Here is a 20517-nt window from a genome sequence, read left to right on the forward strand (position 1 = left end):
TATAAATTAAAAAAACTTATATTAGCCTTACTTAATAAAATACCATGGAATTATTTATTTATTTATTTGCAGCCTTATTCTCTGTATTAAACCCGATTGGAACCGTTCCTATTTTTGTGGCTTTAACTGAAGGTTATACGAGTGCCGAACGCGCAAGAGTATCTTTGATTACGAGTATTAACGTTTTAGTAATTTTACTAATTTCGTTTTTTATAGGGCAATATGTTTTGAGTTTCTTTGGGATTACAATTACAGCATTACGAATTGCGGGTGGAATTATCATTACAAGTTCAGGATTTGGATTACTGAATGGTAATTTCAATAAAAATAAAGGGATCAACAAAAAAGTACAAAAAGAGGTTCAAAACCGAGCGCATATTGCCTTAACTCCTTTAGCTATGCCAATGTTAGCTGGACCAGGTTCTATTTCTTTGTTAATTGCTTTTTATCAGGAACACAATACTACTTCTGAAATTATTATTTCAACAGTTTCAATTATAGTTGTAGCTGTAACTATATATTTAGTTCTTAGAAGTGCTCATTTTTTAGCAAAAATGTTAGGATCTTCAGGAATTGTTGCCATATCTAGAATCATCGGTTTCTTAACAATAGCCATTGGTATTCAATATATTATCAGTGCAGTTTTGAGTATTGTGAGAGGTATTTAAAGCTGGAAATGCGAAGATGAAAGAAGAAAATCCCAAATTGAGAATTCAATCTAAATTTGGGATTTTAAATTTTAACATCACTTTAAATGAAGTTAAAATTATTCTCTTGGCAAGAAAATTTCCGCCATCATACAACGCGCGCTTCCACCACCGCAAGCTTCAATTGTATCTAAACTTGAACTAACAATCGTTACATGTTCTTCTAATTGCGAAATTTGCTTTTTAGTCAAACTTTGATGTGCTGAGGCGCTCATGATTAAATATCTTCTATCATCGTTTCCTTTTACCTCTAACATATTTCCGGCAAAATTATTTACTTGGTCTTCGGTAATAAGAATTACTTCTTTTTCATCGCCTTTTAAGCTATCTAATACCATTTTACGTTCTTTTTTATCGTCAATACAATCGGCACAAATAACTGCAAAAGTCTCACCCACACACATAATTACATTCGTGTGATAAATGTGTTTTCTCTCTCCATTTACGGTTTGGAAGGCTTCAAAAATTACGGGTGTAAATTCAAAATCTTCACAAAATTCGATAAATAATTCTTCGTCAGCTCTTGGAGATAAAGCACAATAGGCTTTCCCGTTAGCTCTATCTAAAACAATACTTCCGGTTCCTTCCAAGAAAATATTATCTTCTTCAGCCGAAGTGTAATCCATAATCTCATTGATTACAAATCCTTTTTCTTCTAAAGTATCTAAAATATCTTCTCTCCTTTCTAAACGACGGTTTTCGGCAAACATGGGATATAACACAACATCTCCATTTTCATGAAATGAAATCCAATTGTTTGGAAAAATACTATCTGGCGTATCTGGACTTAACGTATCTTCAACTACCACTACATTTAAACCAATCATTTTAAGTTTTTGCACAAAAGTATCAAACTCTTCTTGAGCCTTAGCATTTACTGATTCCGGAGTTAAATTATCCAATACTTTTTGGTAATAATTATTCACCGCTGTTTGTTCGTTCATTCGGAATGCTACCGGACGAATCATCAATATAGAGTTAGTTGTTTGGTTCATGTTGTTTTGTTTTAGGTTTCAAGTTTTAGGTATTGTAACTTGAAACAAAGTTGTTAATCTCTAATCAAAGGCAAAGTTGAGCATCTCAACAAACCTTCTTGTTTGGCAATTTCTGCGTAGGGAATTTCTTCTACTGTAAATCCGTTTTCTCGCAACCAATTGTTTAATCTTGAGAAGTTTTTTTCGGAAACTACTACATCAGGAGCAATAGAAAACACGTTGGAATTCATGTGATACATTTCTTCTCTTTCGATGTGAAATAGATTTTCTCTTCCGAATAAATTCACTAAAAACATATAATCAGCTTCTTCACGGAAACCACTTTTGTAGATGATTCCTTTGTTGGTTCCAACCGGTTGAAAACAACAATCTAAATGCAAAGCGTTATCACGTGGTTCAATTTTCGATTTTACTAAGTCGAATGCTTTCACAATTTTATTTGGAAATAATTCTTTAATATAATTCACACCTTGCATGTTGGTTCTTGCAGTGATATAATCTTTATAATCCGAACCTTTATATGTTCCGATAAAAATATACTCATTCCAAGGCATTACATCGCCACCTTCAATATGTACTTCTTCTGGTGGACGCACTACTTTCTTTGGATCAATTTGATCAATCACATATTGGATAGCGTCCAATTCACGTTCTCTGTCTGGTAAAATATTGGCTTTGATAAAAATGTCATCGATAACAAATCCGATGTCTCTAGCGAAAATTTGGTTGTAATTTTCAATAATTTGAGGTCTGAAGACTTTAACGTCGTATTTCTGAAATACTTTATTAAATGCTTCCATTTCCTTTACCATATCTTCTTCTATTGGATAGGTTCCGGCTTTAATATGCTCTAATGATTTTGGATCATAGGCTTCTTCGATTGTAGGTGTTGGACCGTTACTTACAGCGGTTCCTAACACCACGGCCCTCAACCGAGAGGTTTCGTTTTTTATATTTAATTTTAGCATAAGCTTGTTTGTTTAGCATTATTTGGTTTATGGTATTAGGCAAATATACGGAAATGAGAAGAAATAAACCATTAGATTTCTTGCATAAAAAAACCCATCATTCAGATGGGTTTTAATTTTTATCTATCTTTCATTTCTTTGAAAGGACGTAATGCATATCCTGTATATACTTGTCTTGGACGACCAATAGGCTCTTTGTTGATTCTCATCTCTTTCCATTGTGCAATCCAACCTGGTAAACGACCAATTGCAAATAAAACCGTAAACATTTCAACTGGAATCCCCATAGCGCGATATATAATACCTGAATAGAAATCTACGTTTGGATACAAGTTTCTTGATTTGAAATATTCATCTTCTAATGCTACTTTTTCTAATTGTTTTGCAATATCCAATAATGGATCATCAACACCTAAAGCAGTTAATACATCATCAGCAGCTTTTTTAATGATTGTGGCTCTAGGATCAAAGTTTTTATAAACACGGTGTCCGAACCCCATTAAACGGAATGGATCGTCTTTATCTTTTGCTTTTAAAACGTATTTCGCAACATCACCTCCATTATCATGAATTTCTTGTAACATTTCTAAAACCGCTTGGTTAGCTCCACCGTGAAGTGGTCCCCAAAGAGCAGAAACACCTGCAGAAATTGAAGCAAATAAACCAGCATGTGAAGAACCTACGATTCTTACTGTAGAAGTAGAACAGTTTTGTTCATGATCTGCGTGTAAGATAAATAATTTATCTAAAGCTTCAATAACTTTTGCGTCCGCTTTGTAGGGCCCTGTTGGTAATTCAAACATCAAACGCATGAAGTTCTCAACATATCCTTTTGTATTATCATAATAATTTAAAGGATATCCCATTGTTTTTCTGTAAGTCCATGTTGCAATTACTAAGAATTTACCCATAGTTTTACAAACAGCCTCATACATTTCTTTTTCATTATGAGGATTTACAGATTTAGGATTGAAAGCTGTCAGAGCACTTGTTAATGAAGCTAAGACGCCCATTGGGTGAGCTGTTTTAGGGAAACCATCGATGATGTTTTTCATTTCCTCATTAACTAAAGTGTATTTACGGATATCGTTCTCAAACTTTGTTAATTGAGCAGCTGTTGGCAACTCTCCAAAAATTAACAAATAAGAAACTTCTAGGAAGTTCGCTTTGTCAGCTAAATCTTCAATAGCATATCCTCTGTAACGTAAAATTCCTTCTTCACCATCTAAGAACGTAATTTCACTCATACAAGATCCTGAATTTTTATAACCCGGATCAATAGTAATAGCACCAGATGCACTACGCAACTTGTCTATGTCGATAGCAATCTCATTCTCAGTTCCTACGATTACAGGGAACTCATACTTTTTGCCATCAAGCTCTAATATTGCAGTTTTTGACATATTATTTATATGGTATTTTATAATAAAATTAATGTGAATTGCGAATTTAACAAATAATAATCAAACAATAAAGAAAATATCTATAATTTATGGTTAAATAATATACATGAAAAATCCTGCTGCAAAGTACTACAACAGGATTTAAAAAGATATCAAAAAGTGATTATTTTTTTACTTTAAAAGCATTTACACCTGGAAAATAAGCTACATCTGCTAATTCTTCTTGAATTCGTAATAATTGGTTATATTTTGACATACGATCTGAACGAGAAGCAGAACCTGTTTTGATTTGTCCACAGTTCAAAGCAACTGCTAAATCTGCAATCGTGTTATCTTCTGTTTCTCCAGAACGATGTGACATTACTGAAGTATATCCTGCATTATGCGCCATGTTCACGGCTGCAATTGTCTCGGTTAAAGTTCCAATTTGGTTTACTTTAATCAAAATAGAATTCGCAATAGACTGACTAATTCCACGAGATAATCTTTCTACATTAGTTACGAATAAATCGTCACCGACTAATTGTACTTTATCTCCGATTTTTTCAGTTAACAATTTCCAACCTTCCCAATCGTCTTCATACATTCCGTCTTCGATAGAAATAATAGGATATTTTTCAGTTAATTCTGCTAAGTAAGAAGCTTGCTCTTCAGAAGTTCTGATTTTTCCAGTTTCACCTTCAAATTTAGTGTAATCATATTTTCCGTTTACATAAAATTCAGAAGCTGCACAATCTAGAGCAATCATTACATCATCGCCAAAAGTATAACCTGCATTAGTTACCGCTAATTTGATTGAATCCAAAGCATCTTCAGTACCGCCAGCTAAATTTGGAGCAAATCCGCCTTCATCACCTACTGCTGTAGATAAATTTCTATCGTGTAATACTTTTTTCAAGTTATGGAAAATTTCAGTTCCCATTTGCATGGCATGCGTGAAATCTTTTGCTTTCACAGGCATAATCATAAACTCTTGAAAAGCAATTGGAGCATCTGAATGTGAACCACCATTGATAATGTTCATCATGGGAACTGGTAGCGTATTCGCAGAAACCCCTCCAACATAACGATATAACGGCATACCTAATTCATTAGAAGCAGCTTTCGCTACAGCCAAAGAAACCCCTAAAATAGCATTAGCACCTAAGTTAGATTTGTTAGCAGTACCATCTAAATCAATCATCATTTTGTCGATTAAATTTTGTTCGAAAACCGACATTCCTACAATGGCTTCAGCAATTTTTGTATTTACATTTTCAGCTGCTTTTAGAACCCCTTTTCCCATGAAAGCTTTTCCGCCATCACGAAGTTCAACTGCTTCATGTTCTCCGGTTGAAGCACCGCTTGGCACAGCTGCTCTTCCTAAAATTCCGTTATCTGTAACTACATCAACTTCGATTGTTGGGTTTCCACGCGAATCTAAAATTTGTCTTGCGTGAACTTTGATAATTATACTCATTTTATTTTTTTTAAGTTGTTATTTATTGAATAATAACAAATTTATAATTTAAACTATAATGATATTAAAAAACTCAGAAAACTTATAAACGATAACGTTTTAGTTAGCTGCAGATTTTATATTTTCGATAAATTGGTCAAATAAATAACTTGAATCGTGTGGTCCAGGACTTGCTTCTGGGTGGTATTGAACTGAGAAACAGTTTTTCGATTTCATTCGCATTCCTGCTACCGTTCCATCATTCAAATGTTCATGTGTTAATTCGAAATCAGGATGCTTATCTAATTCTTCTCTTACAATGGCAAAACCGTGATTTTGAGAAGTAATTTCACCATTTCCTGTAATCACATTTTTAACTGGGTGATTAATTCCACGATGACCATTAAACATTTTATAAGTTGAAATTCCATTCGCTAAGCCAATAATTTGGTGTCCTAAACAAATTCCGAATAAAGGTTTATTTTCTTTAAGAATTTGTCTTGCTACTTCTTGAGCAGATTGTAAAGGTTCTGGGTCACCAGGTCCGTTGGATAAGAAATAACCATCAGGATTAAAAGATTTCAAATCTTCAAATGATGCGTTGTATGGAAAAACTTTAATATAGCAATCTCTCTTGGCAAAGTTTCTAAGAATATTAGTTTTGATTCCTAAATCTAATACTGAAATTTTATACTTTGCTGTTTCTTCGCCAAAGAAATATGGCTCTTTGGTAGAAACTTTTGAAGCCAATTCCAAACCGTTCATATCAGGTACCTGAGCTAATCTTTCTTTTAATTCTTCTAATGGAGTGTCATCAGTACAAATAACAGCATTCATAGCTCCGTTATCCCTGATATAACTTACTAAAGCTCTTGTATCTACATCTGAAATTACGATAAGATTTTGTTTTTTTAAGTAGTCAAACAAACTCTCAGAAGCATCTACACGAGAATAATTAAAGCTGAAATTTTTACAAACCAATCCCGAAATTTTCACTGAGTCTGACTCAACTTCATTTGAATTAACCCCATAATTTCCTATATGCGCATTAGTCGTAACCATGATTTGTCCAAAATAAGAAGGATCAGTAAAAATTTCTTGATAACCTGTGGTACCAGTATTAAAAGCGACTTCACCAAAAGTTACTCCTTCAATTCCGATTGATTTTCCATGAAAAATGGTACCGTCTTTAAGAAGTAAAACGGCCTTTGAGCGATTGTTATATTTCATTGTGTTGTGTTGTTGCGGATGCAAATTTAGTTATAAAAGTTGTTTTAAGAAAATCTATGATTCGTAAAACCAAAAAAAAAGGATAAACTTAAAAAAGTTTATCCTTATTATTTTTACATGAAAATCATAATGATTATTCTGTAGCTTCAGTATTTTCAGAAGTTTCAGTAGCAGGAGCTTCAGAAGAAGTGCTTTCTGTTTTCTTAGCTCTACCACGACGAGTCGTTTTCTTAACTTCTTTTTTACCACCATTATACAATGTATTGAAATCTACTAACTCAATCATTGCCATGTCAGCGTTATCTCCTAAACGATTACCTAACTTGATGATACGAGTGTATCCTCCTGGACGGTCACCTACTTTAGCAGCAACTTCTCTGAACAATTCGGTAACTGCATATTTATCTCTTAAATAAGAGAAACAAATACGACGATTGTGAGTTGTATCTTCTTTTGATTTTGTTACTAATGGTTCAATAAATTGTTTTAAAGCTTTTGCTTTAGCAACAGTAGTATTAATACGTTTATGCTCTATTAACGAACAAGCCATATTAGCTAACATAGCTTTTCTATGTCCTGTTTGTCTACTTAAATGATTATTTTTTTTTCCGTGTCTCATGACGTCTATTATTAATCTTCATCTTGCATCAATCCATTTAAGGAGCGCAAAATATGAAGCAATTATTCTTTATCTAACTTATATTTAGTTAAGTCCATTCCGAATGTAAGGTTTTTATTTGCCACTAACTCGTCTAATTCAGTTAATGATTTTTTACCAAAATTACGGAACTTCATTAAGTCGTTCTTGTTGAAAGATACTAAATCACCTAATGTATCAACTTCAGCCGCTTTTAAACAATTTAATGCTCTAACAGATAAGTCCATATCAACTAATTTAGTTTTCAATAACTGTCTCATGTGAAGAGATTCTTCATCGTAAGACTCAGTTTGAGCTATTTCATCTGCCTCAAGAGTAATTCTTTCGTCAGAGAACAACATAAAGTGGTGGATTAACGTCTTAGCAGCTTCAGTTAATGCATCTTTAGGATGGATAGAACCATCTGTAATGATTTCAAAAACTAGTTTTTCGTAGTCTGTTTTTTGTTCCACACGGAAATTTTCAATAGCATATTTTACATTCTTTACTGGAGTGTAAATAGAATCTGTAAAAATAGTCCCTATTGGAGCATTTGACTTTTTGTTCTCTTCAGCAGGAACGTATCCTCTACCTTTTTCGATAGAAAGTTCCATATTGATAGCTGTTTTACTATCTAAATTACAGATAACTAAATCTGGATTTAAAACTTGAAAACCAGAGATGAATTTTTGAAAATCACCTGCAGTAATCTTGTCTTTCCCCGAAAGAGAGATAGAAACAGATTCATTATCAATATCTTCAATTTGACGTTTAAAACGTACTTGTTTAAGATTTAAAATAATTTCTGTAACATCTTCAACAACACCAGAAATTGTAGAGAACTCATGTTCTACACCTTCAATTCTTACTGATGTAATTGCATATCCTTCAAGAGAAGAAAGCAAAACTCTTCTAAGTGCATTACCAACAGTCAATCCGTAACCAGGTTCCAAAGGTCTAAATTCAAATTTACCTTCGAAATCTGTAGAATCGATCATGATAACTTTATCGGGCTTTTGAAAATTAAATATTGCCATATTTCGACTAATGTCAATTATTATTTGTTATACAACTCAACGATTAGTTGTTCTTTAATATTTTCTGGAATTTGAAGTCTTTGAGGTACAGAAACAAAAGTACCTTCTTTAGTATCGTTATTCCAAGTAATCCACTCATAAACATGAGAAGACGCAGCTAAAGAACGGTCAATAGCTTCAAGAGATTTTGATTTTTCTCGTACAGCAACTTTATCACCCGCTTTTAAGTGGTAAGAAGGAACGTTAACCACTTCACCATTAACAGTGATGTGTCTGTGAGATACAATTTGACGAGCAGCTCTACGAGAAGGAGCGATACCCATTCTGTAAACTACGTTATCTAAACGAGCTTCACATAGTTGTAATAAAATTTCACCTGTTACTCCAGAAGCAGCAGATGCTTTTTTGAATAAGTTTCTGAATTGTTTTTCTAAAATACCATAAGTATATTTAGCTTTTTGCTTTTCCATTAACTGAACAGCGTATTCAGATTTTTTACCTCTCTTTTTAGCTAAACCATGTTGCCCTGGAGGGTAATTTCTTTTTTCGAAGGCTTTATCATCTCCGAAGATTGCTTCGCCAAATTTACGAGCAATTTTTGTTTTTGGACCAGTATATCTTGCCATTTTAAAAAATTAAAAAAGGTAGGAATTATGAATTCAGGTCTTATATCCTTCGATAATTTTAAACCTACCCGTGTTATACTTAAATTATACTCTTCTTCTTTTCGGAGGACGACATCCGTTGTGAGGCATTGGAGTTACATCAATGATTTCTGTAACTTCAACTCCTGAGTTATGGATTGATCTAATAGCAGATTCTCTACCATTTCCTGGACCTTTCACATAAACTTTAACTTTTTTAAGTCCAGCTTCAAGAGCTACTTTACTACAATCTTCTGCTGCCATTTGAGCTGCATAAGGAGTATTCTTTTTAGAACCTCTAAAGCCCATTTTACCAGCTGAAGACCAAGAAATTACTTCACCTTTCTTGTTTGTCAAAGAAATGATGATGTTGTTAAAAGTAGCATTAATATGTGCTTCTCCCGAAGATTCAACGATAACTTTACGTTTTTTTGCAGTTGCTTTAGCCATATTATTACTTATTATTTAGTTGCTTTTTTCTTGTTAGCAACAGTTTTTCTCTTACCTTTTCTAGTTCTAGAGTTGTTTTTAGTTCTTTGACCTCTTAATGGAAGTCCAGCTCTATGACGAATACCTCTTTGACATCCGATATCCATTAAACGTTTGATGTTTAATTGAACTTCTGAACGCAATTCACCTTCAATTTTGTAGTATGATACCGCATCACGGATCGCTCCGATCTCGTCATCATTCCAATCTTGAACTTTCTTGTCTTCGCTCACTTGAGCTTTAGCTAAAATATCTTTAGCTCTGCTTTTACCAATACCAAAAATGTATGTTAAAGCAATGATTCCTCTTTTTTGTTTAGGTATATCTACCCCTGCAATTCTTGCCATAATTATCCTTGTCTTTGTTTAAATCTAGGATTCTTTTTGTTAATAACGTATAATCTTCCTTTTCTACGTACAATAATGCACTCGGCACTTCTCTTTTTAACTGATGCTCTTACTTTCATTTTAATAGCTTTAGTATCTATAAGTAATTCTTGCTTTAGACAAATCGTAAGGACTCATTTCAAGTTTAACCTTGTCACCTGGTAACAACTTAATATAATGCATACGCATTTTACCAGAGATATGAGCAATTACAACGTGCCCGTTTTCTAATTCTACACGAAACATAGCATTTGACAATGCTTCAATAATTGTTCCGTCTTGTTCTATTGCTGATTGTTTTGCCATAAAAATTAAGCTACTGCTTTTCTATTTTTACCACTTTTCATCAAACCATCATAGTGTTTATTCAATAAATAAGAATTTATTTGCTGAATAGTATCAATTGCAACTCCAACCATGATTAGTAAAGAAGTACCTCCATAAAAATAACCCCAAGCACCTTGTACTCCAAGTAAACTTACTGCAATAGCTGGGAACACAGCTACTAAAGCAAGAAATAATGAACCTGGAAAAGTAATTAAAGACATAATTTTATCTAGGTAATCTCCAGTTTCAACACCTGGCTTAACACCTGGTATGAAACCTCCACTTCTTTTTAAATCATCAGCCATCTTATTAGTTGGCACTGTAATTGCGGTGTAAAAGTACGTAAAAATTACGATTAACAAAGCAAAAACAATATTATATACTAAACCAAATGGATCGTTGAACATTCCTGCAATAGATAGCGCAGTATCTGATTCTTTTGCCAAACCAGAGACAGCAGCAGGAATAAACATAATAGCTTGAGCAAAAATGATAGGCATAACACCTGACGCATTAAGTTTTAATGGGATAAACTGTCTGTTACCACCCATCATGTCTTCTTCAAAATCCCCAGTCACGGTACGTCTTGCATACTGCACTGGAATTTTTCTTACAGCCATTACTAATAAAATACATGAAATTATCACTAAGAACCAAAGTATTAATTCAATTACTATCATCATAACTCCTCCATTTGCCTGAGAAGTTCTAGATGAAAACTCTTGAATAAATGCTTGTGGCATTCTTGCAATAATACCTACCATTATCAATAAAGAGATACCATTACCAATACCTTTATCAGTAATTTTTTCTCCTAACCACATTGCAAAAATAGTTCCAGTTACTAAAATAAGAACTGAAGAGTATATGAAAGTTGGACCAGTTAACATGAATGCTTCACCAGGTAAAGTTCTATACAAGTTATAAATATAACCTGGTCCTTGAACTAAAGTAATTAAGATCGTTAACCATCTTGTAATTTGGTTAATTTTCTTTCTACCACTTTCACCATCTTTTTGTAATTTTTGTAAATATGGCACCGCAATTCCCATTAATTGAACTACGATGGAAGCTGATATATATGGCATGATACCTAATGCAAATACAGAAGCTTGCGAAAACGCACCTCCTGTAAATACATTGATTAACCATCCGATACCTTCATCAGTTTGGTTTGTAAGATTTGTCAATTTAGTAGCATCAATCCCCGGAAGGGTAACTTGCGCACCAAAACGGTACACTAATAATAATCCAAGAGTTAATAAAATACGATTTTTTAACTCTTCGATTTTCCAAACGTTGATGAATGAATCTATAAATTTCTTCATTTTACTAAAGGATTATAAAGTTACAGCTTCCCCACCAGCAGCCTCGATAGCCGCTTTTGCAGATGCAGTAAATTTGTGAGCACTTACTTTAAGTTTTGTTTTTAGCTCACCTCTTCCTAAAATCTTTACTAAGCTATTTTTTGTAGCTAAACGCGTATCTACAAATACAGAAAAATCTACTGTATCAGTTACTACACCGTTATCTACTAATAATTGTAACGAATCAAGATTAATACCTTGATATTCTACTCTATTGATGTTCTTGAAACCAAACTTAGGAACACGTCTTTGAAGTGGCATTTGACCTCCTTCAAAACCAATTTTCTTAGAGTATCCAGAACGAGACTTAGCTCCTTTGTGACCACGTGCAGCAGTACCACCTTTACCAGAACCTTCTCCTCTACCTACTCTTTTATTTTGGTTGTGAACTGAACCTTCAGCTGGTTGTAAGTTACTTAAATTCATAACTGTATAGTGTTATTTAGTTTCTTCAACAGAAACTAAGTGTTTAACTTTATTTACCATTCCAAGGATAGCAGGATTTGCATCATGCTCAACAACTTGTCCCATTTTACGAAGACCTAAAGCTTCCAAAGTTCTCTTTTGATCAAGAGGACAATTGATTTTACTTCTTACTTGTTTTACTTTTAATTTTGCCATGATTTCCTGTTAATTAACCTTTGAATACTTTTTCTAAAGATACTCCTCTTTGTTTAGCCACAGTAGCAGCACTTCTCATTTGTAATAAAGCATCAAAAGTTGCTTTTACCACATTGTGAGGGTTAGATGAACCTTGCGATTTAGATAATACATCGTGAACACCTACAGACTCCAATACCGCACGAACAGCACCACCAGCAATAACTCCAGTACCGTGAGAAGCAGGCATTAAGAATACTCTAGCACCACCAAATTTACCTTTTTGCTCATGAGGAACAGACTGACCTTGAAGAGGAATTCTAACTAAGTTTTTCTTAGCATCTTCCACCGCTTTAGCGATTGCTTCAGAAACATCTTTAGATTTTCCTAATCCATGACCCACTACTCCGTTTTCATCACCAACTACTACGATAGCAGAGAAACCAAATGCTCTACCTCCTTTAGTAACTTTAGTAACACGATTTACACTCACCAAACGATCTTTTAATTCAAGACCTCCTGGTTTTACAATCTCTACGTTTTTATAATTATGATACATAATTTTTCTTAGAATTTAAGTCCAGCTTCTCTAGCACCTTCAGCTAATGATTTCACACGTCCATGGTATAAATACCCTCCTCTATCAAAAGAGATAGTAGTGATACCAGCTTTAAGAGCTTTTTCAGCAACTAATTTACCAACTGCTTTTGCAGTTTCTACAGCAGTACCTTGAGCAACACCTTTATCTCTTGATGAAGCTGCTACCAAAGTAGTACCATTTACGTCATCTATGATTTGCGCATAGATTTCTTTATTACTTCTGAATACAGAAAGTCTTGGTTGAGCAGCAGTTCCGCTTACAATCTTTCTGATTCTGAACTTAATTCTTTGTCTTCTTTCAGATTTTGTTAATGACATAGTCTTAATTTTTAAGCTGATTTACCTGCTTTTCTTCTTAGTTCTTCTCCTACAAACTTAACTCCTTTTCCTTTATATGGCTCAGGTTTGCGGAAACCTCTGATCTTCGCAGCTACTTGACCTAATAATTGTTTGTCGAATGAAGATAATTTCACTATCGGATTTTTACCTTTTTCTGATACTGTTTCAACAGTAACCTCTTTTACAACTTCTAGAACGATGTTGTGAGAGAAACCTAAAGCTAAATCAAGTTTTTGTCCTTGATTAGAAGCTCTGTATCCAACTCCAACTAATTCTAATTCTTTTGTAAAACCTTCAGAAACACCAACAATCATGTTGTTGATTAATGAACGATAAAGTCCGTGTTTCGCTCTCTCAGTTTTGTAATCAGATGAACGTTCAACGATAACTTGGTTATCTTCGATTTTAACGGTTACATCAGAAAATTCTTGAGTAAGCTCGCCTAATTTTCCTTTTACTGTAATTACAGCATCTTTAACCTCTACAGTTACTCCAGCTGGAATTGCAATTGGATTTTTACCTATTCTTGACATTGTCTCGTCTTTTTATTAATATACGTAACAAATTACCTCTCCACCAACATTTAATTGCTTAGCTTGTTTTCCTGTCATCAATCCTTTTGATGTAGAAACAATAGCAATACCTAAACCATTTAAGATTCTTGGCAAGTCTGATGAACTAGCATATTTACGTAAACCTGGTTTACTAATTCTTTGGATATCTTTAATTACAGACTCTTTCGTGTCTTTATCATATTTAAGTGCAATTTTGATTGTACCTTGAACAGTAGAATCGTCAAATTTGTAACTTAAGATAAACCCTTGATCGAATAAAATCTTTGTGATTTCTTTCTTCATATTAGAAGCAGGAATTTCAACCACTTTGTGATTAGCTCTTACTGCATTTCTAACACGAGTTAGATAATCGGCAATTGGATCTGTATACATATGTATAAAATTACGGTTATGGTTTTCAATCCGCCCTCAGCGGATTGAACCTTTAACCAATTAAACTTATTTTTTGGATTGCAAAAGTAATAACTTTTTTTGGAATTACCAAGATGCTTTTTTTACACCTGGAATTAATCCTTGATTTGCCATTTCACGGAATGTTACACGAGAAATACCAAACTGACGCATATACCCTCTTGGTCTACCTGTTAATTTACAACGATTGTGTACTCTAACTGGACAAGAATTTTTTGGTAATTTTTGTAAACCTTCGAAATCACCAGCTTCTTTTAAAGCTTTTCTTTTCTCAGCATACTTTTCTACTAATGCAATTCTTTTCACCTCACGGGCTTTCATTGATTCTTTAGCCATGTCTTAATTCTTTTTAAAAGGTAATCCTAATTCCGCTAATAATGCTTTTGCTTCTTTGTCTGTTTCAGCAGAAGTTACAAAAGTAATATCAAAACCAGCAATTTTATTTACTTTATCAATATCAATTTCTGGGAAAATGATTTGTTCTAACACTCCTAAATTGTAGTTCCCTCTACCATCAAATCCAGTAGATTTGATGCCGCTGAAGTCTCTAACACGTGGTAAAGATGAAGTAATCAATCTATCTAAGAATTCATACATTCTTTCTCCACGTAACGTTACTTTAGCACCAATTGGCATACCTTTTCTTAATTTGAAAGAAGCAACGTCTTTTTTAGAAATAGTAGCAACTGCTTTTTGTCCAGTAATTTTTGTTAATTCTTCAACAGCGTAATCTACTAATTTTTTATCAGATACAGCTGCACCAACTCCACGGCTAACAACAATTTTTTCAAGTTTAGGAACTTGCATTACATTTTTGTAACCGAACTCTTCTTTAAGAGCAGCAATAACTCTACTCTTATATTCTTCTTTTAGTCTAGGAATATATGCCATAACTATAGTACTTGATTAGATTTTTTTGAAAATCTCACTTTCTTGTCTCCATCTTGTTTAAAACCAACTTTAGTCACTTCTTTTGACTTAGGATCAATTAAAGACAAGTTAGACACATGAATAGGAGCTTCTTTCTTAACGATTCCACCTTGAGGGTTTTTAGCACTTGGTTTAGTATGTTTCGAAACCATGTTAACTCCTTCAACAACCGCTTTGTTTTTCTCACGAAGAACTCTAAGAACTTTACCTTCAGAACCTTTGTGGTCTCCAGCAATAACTCTTACGATATCTCCTGATTTAATTTTTAGCTTTATCATTTGTATAAGAATTAAAGCACTTCAGGTGCTAATGATACAATTTTCATGAATTGTTTTTCACGAAGTTCTCTGGCAACCGGACCAAAAACACGAGTTCCTCTCATTTCTCCTGCAGCGTTTAACAATACACATGCGTTATCGTCAAAACGGATGTAAGATCCATCAGCTCTTCTCACTTCTTTTTTGGTACGTACAACTACTGCAGTAGATACTGCTCCTTTTTTAACGTTTCCGTTTGGAGTTGCATCTTTAATTGAAACTACAATTTTGTCACCAACAGAGGCATAACGACGTTTCGTTCCTCCTAAAACACGGATCGTAAGAACTTCTTTCGCTCCTGTGTTATCTGCTACTTTTAATCTTGACTCTTGTTGTACCATAATTACTTCGCTCTTTCAATGATTTCAACTAATCTCCAACATTTAGATTTACTTAATGGACGTGTTTCCATAATTCTTACAGTATCTCCAATGTTACAATCGTTTGTTTCGTCGTGTGCAACGTATTTTTTAGTTTTTAACACGAACTTACCGTATAATGGGTGTTTCACTTTTGTAGTTTGTGACACAACAATAGATTTCTCCATTTTGTTTGAAGTCACTACACCAATTCTCTCTTTTCTTAAATTTCTTTTTTCCATCTTTCAGCTAGTGTACAATTATTGTAACTCTCTTTTAGTTAACTCTGTGTGTAATCTCGCAACTGATCTTCTTAAAGTTCTTAACTGAAGAGGATTTTGAATTGGAGATATTGCATGAGCATTTTTTAGGTCGGTATACGTTTTCTTTAACTGACTAAGTTGTTCTTGTAACTCAGCTGCAGATAGATTTTTAATTTCTGATTGTTTCATAATAAATTTTGATTATGCTTCGAAATCTCTAGCAACGATAAACTTAGTTTTAACAGGAAGTTTTTGAGCTGCTAAGCGTAATGCTTCTTTAGCTACAGATAGAGGCACTCCTCCAACTTCAAACATAATTTTACCAGGTTTAACAACTGCAGCCCAATATTCAACTGCACCTTTACCTTTACCCATACGTACTTCTAATGGTTTCTTTGTAATAGGCTTATCTGGAAATATTTTGATCCATAATTGACCCTCTCTCTTCATGAAACGTGTTGCTGCGATACGAGCTGCTTCAATTTGACGAGAAGTAATAAATGCAGAATCTAAAGATTTGATACCAAACATTCCGTTAGAAAGCTCGTGTCCTCTTTGAGAAACGCCTTTCATTCTACCTTTCTGTACCTTACGGTATTTTGTTCTTTTAGGCTGTAACATTTTTCTTTAGTTTAAATAATTACTTTCTTTTGCGTGCGTTTGGTTTACCGTCTCTTTTTGGAGCAGATGATCCTGATGATTTAGACTGTTTTTTGTCCATACCAACTAACGGAGAAAGATCTCTTTTTCCATAAACCTCACCTTTCATTATCCATACTTTGATACCCATTCTACCATAAGTAGTATGCGCTTCAGCTAATGAATAATCAATATCAGCTCTGAAAGTTGACAAAGGAATTCTACCTTCTTTGAAGTGTTCAGAACGTGCCATTTCAGCACCATTTAAACGTCCAGAAATCATAACTTTGATACCTTCAGCATTCATTCTCATTGCAGCCGCGATAGCCATTTTAATAGCTCTTCTGTAAGAGATTCTGCTTTCAATTTGACGAGCGATAGAAGTTGCCACTAAGTAAGCATCTAACTCAGGTCTTTTGATTTCAAAGATGTTGATTTGAACTTCTTTGTCAGTAATTTTCTTAAGTTCTTCTTTTAACTTGTCTACCTCTTGACCACCTTTTCCGATAATGATACCAGGTCTAGCAGTAGTGATAGTAACGGTTACAAGTTTTAAAGTTCTCTCGATAATTATTTTAGATACACTAGCTTTTGATAAACGTGCATGGATGTACTTACGGATTTTAGCATCTTCAGCGATTTTATCACCGTAATCATTTCCTCCATACCAGTTTGAGTCCCATCCTCTGATGATACCAAGTCTATTTCCGATTGGATTTGTCTTTTGTCCCATACTGTTTATTAATTGCTTTGTGTGTTATTATTTGATCCTAACACGATTGTTACGTGGTTAGAACGCTTTCTAATTCTGTGTGCACGACCTTGTGGAGCTGGACGAAGTCTTTTTAACATCATTCCACCATCTACAGTAATCGTTTTTACAAATAAGCCAGCTTCTTCTAAATTAGCATCAGCATTTTTTTGCTGATAATTATTAATTGCTGATAACAACAATTTCTCTAATTTTCTTGAAGCTTCTTTTTGACTAAATCTTAATATATTAAGAGCCATTTCTACTTTCTGACCTCTAACTAAATCTGCAACTAAACGCATTTTTCTAGGCGAAGTAGGGCAGTTATTTAATTTAGCAAAAGCCACTTGTGCTTTAGCCACTTTAGTCTGCTCTGCTCTTTCTCTTTTACGAACTCCCATAGCTTCCTATTATTTTTTACCTTTATTTTTAGCCCCAGCATGACCTCTAAAAGATCTTGTTGGTGAAAACTCTCCTAATTTGTGTCCTACCATGTTCTCAGTAACGTATACTGGAACAAATTGACGACCATTGTGAACTGCGATAGTTTGCCCAACAAAATCTGGAGTAATCATAGATGCTCTAGACCAAGTCTTTACAACACCTTTGTTACCACCTGCGATATTTTCTTGAACTTTCTTCTCTAATTTATAGTGAACGAATGGTCCTTTTTTTAATGAACGTGCCATGTCTATCTAATTATTTCTTTCTACGTTCTACAATATACTTATTACTCGGGTTAACTTTAGAACGAGTTCTATAACCTTTAGCAGGTAAACCTTTTCTTGAACGTGGGTGACCTCCTGAAGAACGTCCTTCACCACCTCCCATTGGGTGATCAACTGGGTTCATTGCTACTGGTCTTGTTCTTGGTCTTCTACCTAACCATCTTGATCTACCAGCCTTACCTGATACGATTAATTGGTGGTCTGAGTTAGAAACTGCTCCGATTGTTGCCATACAAGTCAACAAGATTAATCTTGTTTCTCCAGAAGGCATTTTAATTGTAGCATATTTTCCATCTCTTGCCATTAACTGAGCGAAAGTTCCTGCTGAACGAGCGATTACAGCTCCTTGACCTGGTCTTAATTCGATACACGAAATTACAGTTCCTAGAGGAATTTTACTTAAAGGCATTGCATTTCCAATTTCTGGAGCAGCATCAACACCTGAAACTACAGTTTGTCCAACTTGTAATCCATTTTGAGCAATAACATAAGTTTTAGCTCCATCAGCATACACTAATAATGAAATAAAAGCTGAACGATTTGGATCATACTCGATAGTTTTCACTGTAGCTGGAATTCCAGCTTTAGCTCTTTTAAAATCGATGATACGATACTTTTGTTTGTGACCACCGCCTGTGTAACGCATGGTCATCTTTCCTTGACTATTTCTACCTCCTGAGTTTTTTTTCGGTGCGATTAATGAACGCTCCGGCTTATCAGTTGTAATAGTGTCAAAGCTATTAACAACTCTAAAACGCTGACCCGGGGTAATAGGTTTTAATTTTCTAACTGACATTTTCTATTAGATATTAGTATAAAAATCTATTGTTTCTCCCTCTTGTACTTGAACAACTGCTTTTTTATAAGCATTTGTTTTACCACTGATTAATCCACTTTTGGTGTATTTAACACTTCTATCAGCTCTGTAATTCATTGTATTAACTGCAACTACATTCACACCATAAGCAGCTTCGATAGCATTTTTGATTTGAATTTTATTCGCATTTTTAGCAACTACAAAACCAAAACGGTTAAAAATTTCACCATCTTTAGTTATTTTTTCAGTTATAATAGGCTTAATTATGATACTCATAATCTTATTATTTACTTAAATTAGCTTCAATTCCGTCTACAGCACCTTCTAAAAGAACTAAACTTTTTGCATTTAAAATTGCATAAGTACTTAATTCTGAAGCGGTTACAACACTAGACGCTTTTAAATTGCGTGACGACAAATATACATTTTTATTTGTATCACCCAACACAAATAATGATTTTTTGTTCTCTAACCCTAAAGCTTTCAATACGTTAATGAAATTTTTAGTGCTTGGTGTATCAAATGTAAAATCTTCTACCACTAACAAATTAGACTCATTTACTTTTAAAGATAAAGCCGATTTTCTAGCTAATCTTTTTAAGTTTTTATTTAATTTGAAAGAATAACTTCTTGGTCTAGGTCCAAAAATAGTACCCCCACCTTTGAAAACCGGACTCTTTGCAGATCCTGCACGAGCAGTACCAGTTCCTTTTTGTTTTTTGATTTTACGAGTACTTCCTGCAACCTCAGCTCTTTCTTTAGCTTTGTGGGTACCTTGTCTTTGATTAGCCAAATATTGTTTTACATCTAAGTAAACCGCATGTTTGTTTGGCTCAATTGCGAAAACTGAATCAGAAAGTTGAACTTTTCTTCCAGTTTCTTTTCCGTTGATATCTAAAACTTTTACTTCCATTACTTCTGAACGATTACATAAGAGTTTTTGTGTCCAGGAATCGCTCCTTTAACTAAAAGCAAGTTCTTTTCAGCAACTACTTTTAAAACTCTAAGGTTTTGTACTGTTACATTTTCTCCTCCCATTCTACCTGCCATACGCATTCCTTTGAATACTCTTGACGGATAAGATGAAGCTCCAACAGAACCCGGCGCTCTTAAACGGTTGTGCTGACCGTGAGTTGACTGACCAACTCCGCCAAAACCATGACGTTTAACAACCCCTTGGAATCCTTTTCCTTTAGAAACTCCAACAACATCAACAAATTCACCTTCAGCGAATAAGTCAACAGCGATGATATCGCCTAATTTGTACTCCGTTTCAAAACCTTTGAATTCAACTACTTTCTTTTTCGCAACTGTTCCAGCTTTCTTAAAGTGACCTAACTCTGCTTTAATTGTATGCTTTTCAGTTTTGTCATCGAAACCTAATTGTATAGCTTCATAGCCATCTACTTCTTTGGTTCTGACTTGGGTAACAACACATGGACCACACTCGATTACAGTACAAGGAATATTTTTCCCGTTCTCATCAAAAATGCTAGTCATGCCAATTTTTCTTCCGATTAACCCAGACATATTAAACTAATTATTAATTAAACTCTTATT

34 protein-coding genes are annotated in these 20517 nt (G+C 34.2%); 1 reads left to right on the forward strand and 33 read right to left on the reverse strand.

From position 1 onward, the window contains the following. The first annotated feature begins 44 nt into the window (after positions 1-44). Positions 45-668: a MarC family NAAT transporter gene (locus tag NAT47_RS09825; RefSeq protein ID WP_250582330.1), complete on the forward strand. Its 624-nt coding sequence runs from the start codon at positions 45-47 to the stop codon at positions 666-668. 98 nt (positions 669-766) lie between these two features. On the opposite strand, the gene ctlX is transcribed toward NAT47_RS09825, so the two are convergent. From ctlX to rplC, 33 genes are all read right to left on the reverse strand, one after another. Further along, complete coding sequence (ctlX, locus tag NAT47_RS09830; RefSeq protein WP_250582332.1) at positions 767-1702, reverse strand: citrulline utilization hydrolase CtlX; 936 nt, start codon at positions 1700-1702, stop codon at positions 767-769. Positions 1703-1755: 53 nt separating this feature from the next. Further along, a complete protein-coding gene (locus NAT47_RS09835) occupies positions 1756-2670 on the reverse strand; it encodes a dimethylarginine dimethylaminohydrolase family protein (protein ID WP_250582334.1) in 915 nt (304 codons plus the stop codon). A 119-nt stretch (positions 2671-2789) separates the two neighbouring features. Then, positions 2790-4073, reverse strand: coding sequence for a citrate synthase (locus NAT47_RS09840; RefSeq protein WP_250582336.1), 1284 nt, complete (start codon positions 4071-4073; stop codon positions 2790-2792). 163 nt (positions 4074-4236) lie between these two features. Further along, positions 4237-5532, reverse strand: a complete 1296-nt coding sequence (gene eno, locus NAT47_RS09845; RefSeq protein ID WP_250582338.1) for a phosphopyruvate hydratase — start codon at positions 5530-5532, stop codon at positions 4237-4239. Positions 5533-5631: 99 nt separating this feature from the next. After that, the gene (gene carA, locus NAT47_RS09850; protein ID WP_250582340.1) at positions 5632-6741 is read right to left on the reverse strand and encodes a glutamine-hydrolyzing carbamoyl-phosphate synthase small subunit; all 1110 of its coding nucleotides are present in this window, start codon (positions 6739-6741) and stop codon (positions 5632-5634) included. 133 nt (positions 6742-6874) lie between these two features. After that, positions 6875-7360 (reverse strand): 50S ribosomal protein L17, encoded by a 486-nt coding sequence (gene rplQ, locus NAT47_RS09855; RefSeq protein ID WP_250582342.1) that lies wholly within the window; start codon positions 7358-7360, stop codon positions 6875-6877. Between the two features lie 62 nt (positions 7361-7422). Further along, entirely contained in the window at positions 7423-8415 is a 993-nt protein-coding gene (locus tag NAT47_RS09860) for a DNA-directed RNA polymerase subunit alpha (RefSeq protein ID WP_194095178.1), read from the reverse strand. Positions 8416-8435: 20 nt separating this feature from the next. Next, positions 8436-9041: a 30S ribosomal protein S4 gene (rpsD, locus tag NAT47_RS09865; RefSeq protein WP_231842243.1), complete on the reverse strand. Its 606-nt coding sequence runs from the start codon at positions 9039-9041 to the stop codon at positions 8436-8438. Positions 9042-9125: 84 nt separating this feature from the next. Beyond that, entirely contained in the window at positions 9126-9509 is a 384-nt protein-coding gene (rpsK, locus tag NAT47_RS09870; RefSeq protein WP_008254446.1) for a 30S ribosomal protein S11, read from the reverse strand. 11 nt (positions 9510-9520) lie between these two features. Beyond that, entirely contained in the window at positions 9521-9895 is a 375-nt protein-coding gene (gene rpsM / locus NAT47_RS09875; RefSeq protein ID WP_073583306.1) for a 30S ribosomal protein S13, read from the reverse strand. Between the two features lie 2 nt (positions 9896-9897). Next, on the reverse strand, positions 9898-10014 hold the full coding sequence (gene ykgO / locus NAT47_RS09880; protein ID WP_002987490.1) for a type B 50S ribosomal protein L36: 117 nt from the start codon (positions 10012-10014) through the stop codon (positions 9898-9900). A gap of 10 nt (positions 10015-10024) precedes the next feature. After that, positions 10025-10240, reverse strand: coding sequence for a translation initiation factor IF-1 (infA, locus tag NAT47_RS09885; protein WP_026725626.1), 216 nt, complete (start codon positions 10238-10240; stop codon positions 10025-10027). Between the two features lie 5 nt (positions 10241-10245). Next, positions 10246-11589 carry a preprotein translocase subunit SecY gene (gene secY, locus NAT47_RS09890; protein ID WP_250582344.1) on the reverse strand — a complete coding sequence of 448 codons (1344 nt, stop codon included), beginning with the start codon at positions 11587-11589 and terminating at the stop codon, positions 10246-10248. A 12-nt stretch (positions 11590-11601) separates the two neighbouring features. Continuing rightward, a complete protein-coding gene (gene rplO, locus NAT47_RS09895; RefSeq protein ID WP_073583310.1) occupies positions 11602-12054 on the reverse strand; it encodes a 50S ribosomal protein L15 in 453 nt (150 codons plus the stop codon). Positions 12055-12066: 12 nt separating this feature from the next. After that, positions 12067-12249, reverse strand: a complete 183-nt coding sequence (rpmD, locus tag NAT47_RS09900) for a 50S ribosomal protein L30 (RefSeq protein ID WP_111566953.1) — start codon at positions 12247-12249, stop codon at positions 12067-12069. A 13-nt stretch (positions 12250-12262) separates the two neighbouring features. Beyond that, entirely contained in the window at positions 12263-12787 is a 525-nt protein-coding gene (gene rpsE / locus NAT47_RS09905; RefSeq protein WP_035693159.1) for a 30S ribosomal protein S5, read from the reverse strand. 8 nt (positions 12788-12795) lie between these two features. Continuing rightward, on the reverse strand, positions 12796-13146 hold the full coding sequence (gene rplR / locus NAT47_RS09910) for a 50S ribosomal protein L18 (protein ID WP_231836126.1): 351 nt from the start codon (positions 13144-13146) through the stop codon (positions 12796-12798). Between the two features lie 11 nt (positions 13147-13157). Further along, entirely contained in the window at positions 13158-13700 is a 543-nt protein-coding gene (gene rplF / locus NAT47_RS09915) for a 50S ribosomal protein L6 (protein ID WP_250582347.1), read from the reverse strand. A gap of 15 nt (positions 13701-13715) precedes the next feature. Beyond that, positions 13716-14114 carry a 30S ribosomal protein S8 gene (rpsH, locus tag NAT47_RS09920; protein WP_250582349.1) on the reverse strand — a complete coding sequence of 133 codons (399 nt, stop codon included), beginning with the start codon at positions 14112-14114 and terminating at the stop codon, positions 13716-13718. A 105-nt stretch (positions 14115-14219) separates the two neighbouring features. Continuing rightward, positions 14220-14489, reverse strand: a complete 270-nt coding sequence (gene rpsN, locus NAT47_RS09925; RefSeq protein WP_014387709.1) for a 30S ribosomal protein S14 — start codon at positions 14487-14489, stop codon at positions 14220-14222. Between the two features lie 3 nt (positions 14490-14492). Further along, positions 14493-15044 (reverse strand): 50S ribosomal protein L5, encoded by a 552-nt coding sequence (gene rplE, locus NAT47_RS09930; RefSeq protein WP_250582351.1) that lies wholly within the window; start codon positions 15042-15044, stop codon positions 14493-14495. Positions 15045-15046: 2 nt separating this feature from the next. Continuing rightward, positions 15047-15361: a 50S ribosomal protein L24 gene (rplX, locus tag NAT47_RS09935; protein WP_250582353.1), complete on the reverse strand. Its 315-nt coding sequence runs from the start codon at positions 15359-15361 to the stop codon at positions 15047-15049. A gap of 11 nt (positions 15362-15372) precedes the next feature. Next, positions 15373-15741 (reverse strand): 50S ribosomal protein L14, encoded by a 369-nt coding sequence (rplN, locus tag NAT47_RS09940; RefSeq protein ID WP_007803649.1) that lies wholly within the window; start codon positions 15739-15741, stop codon positions 15373-15375. A gap of 2 nt (positions 15742-15743) precedes the next feature. Then, positions 15744-16001, reverse strand: coding sequence for a 30S ribosomal protein S17 (gene rpsQ, locus NAT47_RS09945; RefSeq protein ID WP_026725636.1), 258 nt, complete (start codon positions 15999-16001; stop codon positions 15744-15746). A gap of 18 nt (positions 16002-16019) precedes the next feature. Continuing rightward, entirely contained in the window at positions 16020-16211 is a 192-nt protein-coding gene (gene rpmC, locus NAT47_RS09950) for a 50S ribosomal protein L29 (protein WP_073583320.1), read from the reverse strand. A gap of 12 nt (positions 16212-16223) precedes the next feature. Then, positions 16224-16643 carry a 50S ribosomal protein L16 gene (gene rplP / locus NAT47_RS09955; protein WP_231836122.1) on the reverse strand — a complete coding sequence of 140 codons (420 nt, stop codon included), beginning with the start codon at positions 16641-16643 and terminating at the stop codon, positions 16224-16226. 19 nt (positions 16644-16662) lie between these two features. Continuing rightward, positions 16663-17394 (reverse strand): 30S ribosomal protein S3, encoded by a 732-nt coding sequence (gene rpsC, locus NAT47_RS09960; RefSeq protein WP_231842250.1) that lies wholly within the window; start codon positions 17392-17394, stop codon positions 16663-16665. A gap of 8 nt (positions 17395-17402) precedes the next feature. Continuing rightward, entirely contained in the window at positions 17403-17813 is a 411-nt protein-coding gene (gene rplV / locus NAT47_RS09965) for a 50S ribosomal protein L22 (protein ID WP_250582355.1), read from the reverse strand. 9 nt (positions 17814-17822) lie between these two features. Continuing rightward, on the reverse strand, positions 17823-18101 hold the full coding sequence (gene rpsS / locus NAT47_RS09970) for a 30S ribosomal protein S19 (RefSeq protein WP_073583326.1): 279 nt from the start codon (positions 18099-18101) through the stop codon (positions 17823-17825). A gap of 10 nt (positions 18102-18111) precedes the next feature. Next, the gene (gene rplB, locus NAT47_RS09975; protein ID WP_250582357.1) at positions 18112-18936 is read right to left on the reverse strand and encodes a 50S ribosomal protein L2; all 825 of its coding nucleotides are present in this window, start codon (positions 18934-18936) and stop codon (positions 18112-18114) included. 6 nt (positions 18937-18942) lie between these two features. Continuing rightward, positions 18943-19233, reverse strand: a complete 291-nt coding sequence (rplW, locus tag NAT47_RS09980) for a 50S ribosomal protein L23 (RefSeq protein WP_231842252.1) — start codon at positions 19231-19233, stop codon at positions 18943-18945. A gap of 7 nt (positions 19234-19240) precedes the next feature. Continuing rightward, positions 19241-19870, reverse strand: coding sequence for a 50S ribosomal protein L4 (gene rplD, locus NAT47_RS09985; RefSeq protein WP_250582359.1), 630 nt, complete (start codon positions 19868-19870; stop codon positions 19241-19243). After that, positions 19870-20487 carry a 50S ribosomal protein L3 gene (rplC, locus tag NAT47_RS09990; protein WP_250582361.1) on the reverse strand — a complete coding sequence of 206 codons (618 nt, stop codon included), beginning with the start codon at positions 20485-20487 and terminating at the stop codon, positions 19870-19872. The genes rplD and rplC overlap by 1 nt, the downstream gene beginning before the upstream one ends. Positions 20488-20517: the final 30 nt, after the last annotated feature.

Origin of the sequence: Flavobacterium fragile (assembly GCF_023634865.1) — a bacterium.
Classification (GTDB): domain Bacteria; phylum Bacteroidota; class Bacteroidia; order Flavobacteriales; family Flavobacteriaceae; genus Flavobacterium; species Flavobacterium fragile.

Coding starts and splice junctions, on each gene's coding strand:
- NAT47_RS09825 (WP_250582330.1), top strand. CDS start 45: ATGGAATTATTTATTTATTTATTTGCAGCCTTATTCTCTGTATTAAAC.
- ctlX (WP_250582332.1), bottom strand. CDS start 1,702: ATGAACCAAACAACTAACTCTATATTGATGATTCGTCCGGTAGCATTC.
- NAT47_RS09835 (WP_250582334.1), bottom strand. CDS start 2,670: ATGCTAAAATTAAATATAAAAAACGAAACCTCTCGGTTGAGGGCCGTG.
- NAT47_RS09840 (WP_250582336.1), bottom strand. CDS start 4,073: ATGTCAAAAACTGCAATATTAGAGCTTGATGGCAAAAAGTATGAGTTC.
- eno (WP_250582338.1), bottom strand. CDS start 5,532: ATGAGTATAATTATCAAAGTTCACGCAAGACAAATTTTAGATTCGCGT.
- carA (WP_250582340.1), bottom strand. CDS start 6,741: ATGAAATATAACAATCGCTCAAAGGCCGTTTTACTTCTTAAAGACGGT.
- rplQ (WP_250582342.1), bottom strand. CDS start 7,360: ATGAGACACGGAAAAAAAAATAATCATTTAAGTAGACAAACAGGACAT.
- NAT47_RS09860 (WP_194095178.1), bottom strand. CDS start 8,415: ATGGCAATATTTAATTTTCAAAAGCCCGATAAAGTTATCATGATCGAT.
- rpsD (WP_231842243.1), bottom strand. CDS start 9,041: ATGGCAAGATATACTGGTCCAAAAACAAAAATTGCTCGTAAATTTGGC.
- rpsK (WP_008254446.1), bottom strand. CDS start 9,509: ATGGCTAAAGCAACTGCAAAAAAACGTAAAGTTATCGTTGAATCTTCG.
- rpsM (WP_073583306.1), bottom strand. CDS start 9,895: ATGGCAAGAATTGCAGGGGTAGATATACCTAAACAAAAAAGAGGAATC.
- ykgO (WP_002987490.1), bottom strand. CDS start 10,014: ATGAAAGTAAGAGCATCAGTTAAAAAGAGAAGTGCCGAGTGCATTATT.
- infA (WP_026725626.1), bottom strand. CDS start 10,240: ATGGCAAAACAATCAGCAATAGAACAAGACGGAACAATTATTGAAGCA.
- secY (WP_250582344.1), bottom strand. CDS start 11,589: ATGAAGAAATTTATAGATTCATTCATCAACGTTTGGAAAATCGAAGAG.
- rplO (WP_073583310.1), bottom strand. CDS start 12,054: ATGAATTTAAGTAACTTACAACCAGCTGAAGGTTCAGTTCACAACCAA.
- rpmD (WP_111566953.1), bottom strand. CDS start 12,249: ATGGCAAAATTAAAAGTAAAACAAGTAAGAAGTAAAATCAATTGTCCT.
- rpsE (WP_035693159.1), bottom strand. CDS start 12,787: ATGTATCATAATTATAAAAACGTAGAGATTGTAAAACCAGGAGGTCTT.
- rplR (WP_231836126.1), bottom strand. CDS start 13,146: ATGTCATTAACAAAATCTGAAAGAAGACAAAGAATTAAGTTCAGAATC.
- rplF (WP_250582347.1), bottom strand. CDS start 13,700: ATGTCAAGAATAGGTAAAAATCCAATTGCAATTCCAGCTGGAGTAACT.
- rpsH (WP_250582349.1), bottom strand. CDS start 14,114: ATGTATACAGATCCAATTGCCGATTATCTAACTCGTGTTAGAAATGCA.
- rpsN (WP_014387709.1), bottom strand. CDS start 14,489: ATGGCTAAAGAATCAATGAAAGCCCGTGAGGTGAAAAGAATTGCATTA.
- rplE (WP_250582351.1), bottom strand. CDS start 15,044: ATGGCATATATTCCTAGACTAAAAGAAGAATATAAGAGTAGAGTTATT.
- rplX (WP_250582353.1), bottom strand. CDS start 15,361: ATGATAAAGCTAAAAATTAAATCAGGAGATATCGTAAGAGTTATTGCT.
- rplN (WP_007803649.1), bottom strand. CDS start 15,741: ATGGTACAACAAGAGTCAAGATTAAAAGTAGCAGATAACACAGGAGCG.
- rpsQ (WP_026725636.1), bottom strand. CDS start 16,001: ATGGAAAAAAGAAATTTAAGAAAAGAGAGAATTGGTGTAGTGACTTCA.
- rpmC (WP_073583320.1), bottom strand. CDS start 16,211: ATGAAACAATCAGAAATTAAAAATCTATCTGCAGCTGAGTTACAAGAA.
- rplP (WP_231836122.1), bottom strand. CDS start 16,643: ATGTTACAGCCTAAAAGAACAAAATACCGTAAGGTACAGAAAGGTAGA.
- rpsC (WP_231842250.1), bottom strand. CDS start 17,394: ATGGGACAAAAGACAAATCCAATCGGAAATAGACTTGGTATCATCAGA.
- rplV (WP_250582355.1), bottom strand. CDS start 17,813: ATGGGAGTTCGTAAAAGAGAAAGAGCAGAGCAGACTAAAGTGGCTAAA.
- rpsS (WP_073583326.1), bottom strand. CDS start 18,101: ATGGCACGTTCATTAAAAAAAGGACCATTCGTTCACTATAAATTAGAG.
- rplB (WP_250582357.1), bottom strand. CDS start 18,936: ATGTCAGTTAGAAAATTAAAACCTATTACCCCGGGTCAGCGTTTTAGA.
- rplW (WP_231842252.1), bottom strand. CDS start 19,233: ATGAGTATCATAATTAAGCCTATTATAACTGAAAAAATAACTAAAGAT.
- rplD (WP_250582359.1), bottom strand. CDS start 19,870: ATGGAAGTAAAAGTTTTAGATATCAACGGAAAAGAAACTGGAAGAAAA.
- rplC (WP_250582361.1), bottom strand. CDS start 20,487: ATGTCTGGGTTAATCGGAAGAAAAATTGGCATGACTAGCATTTTTGAT.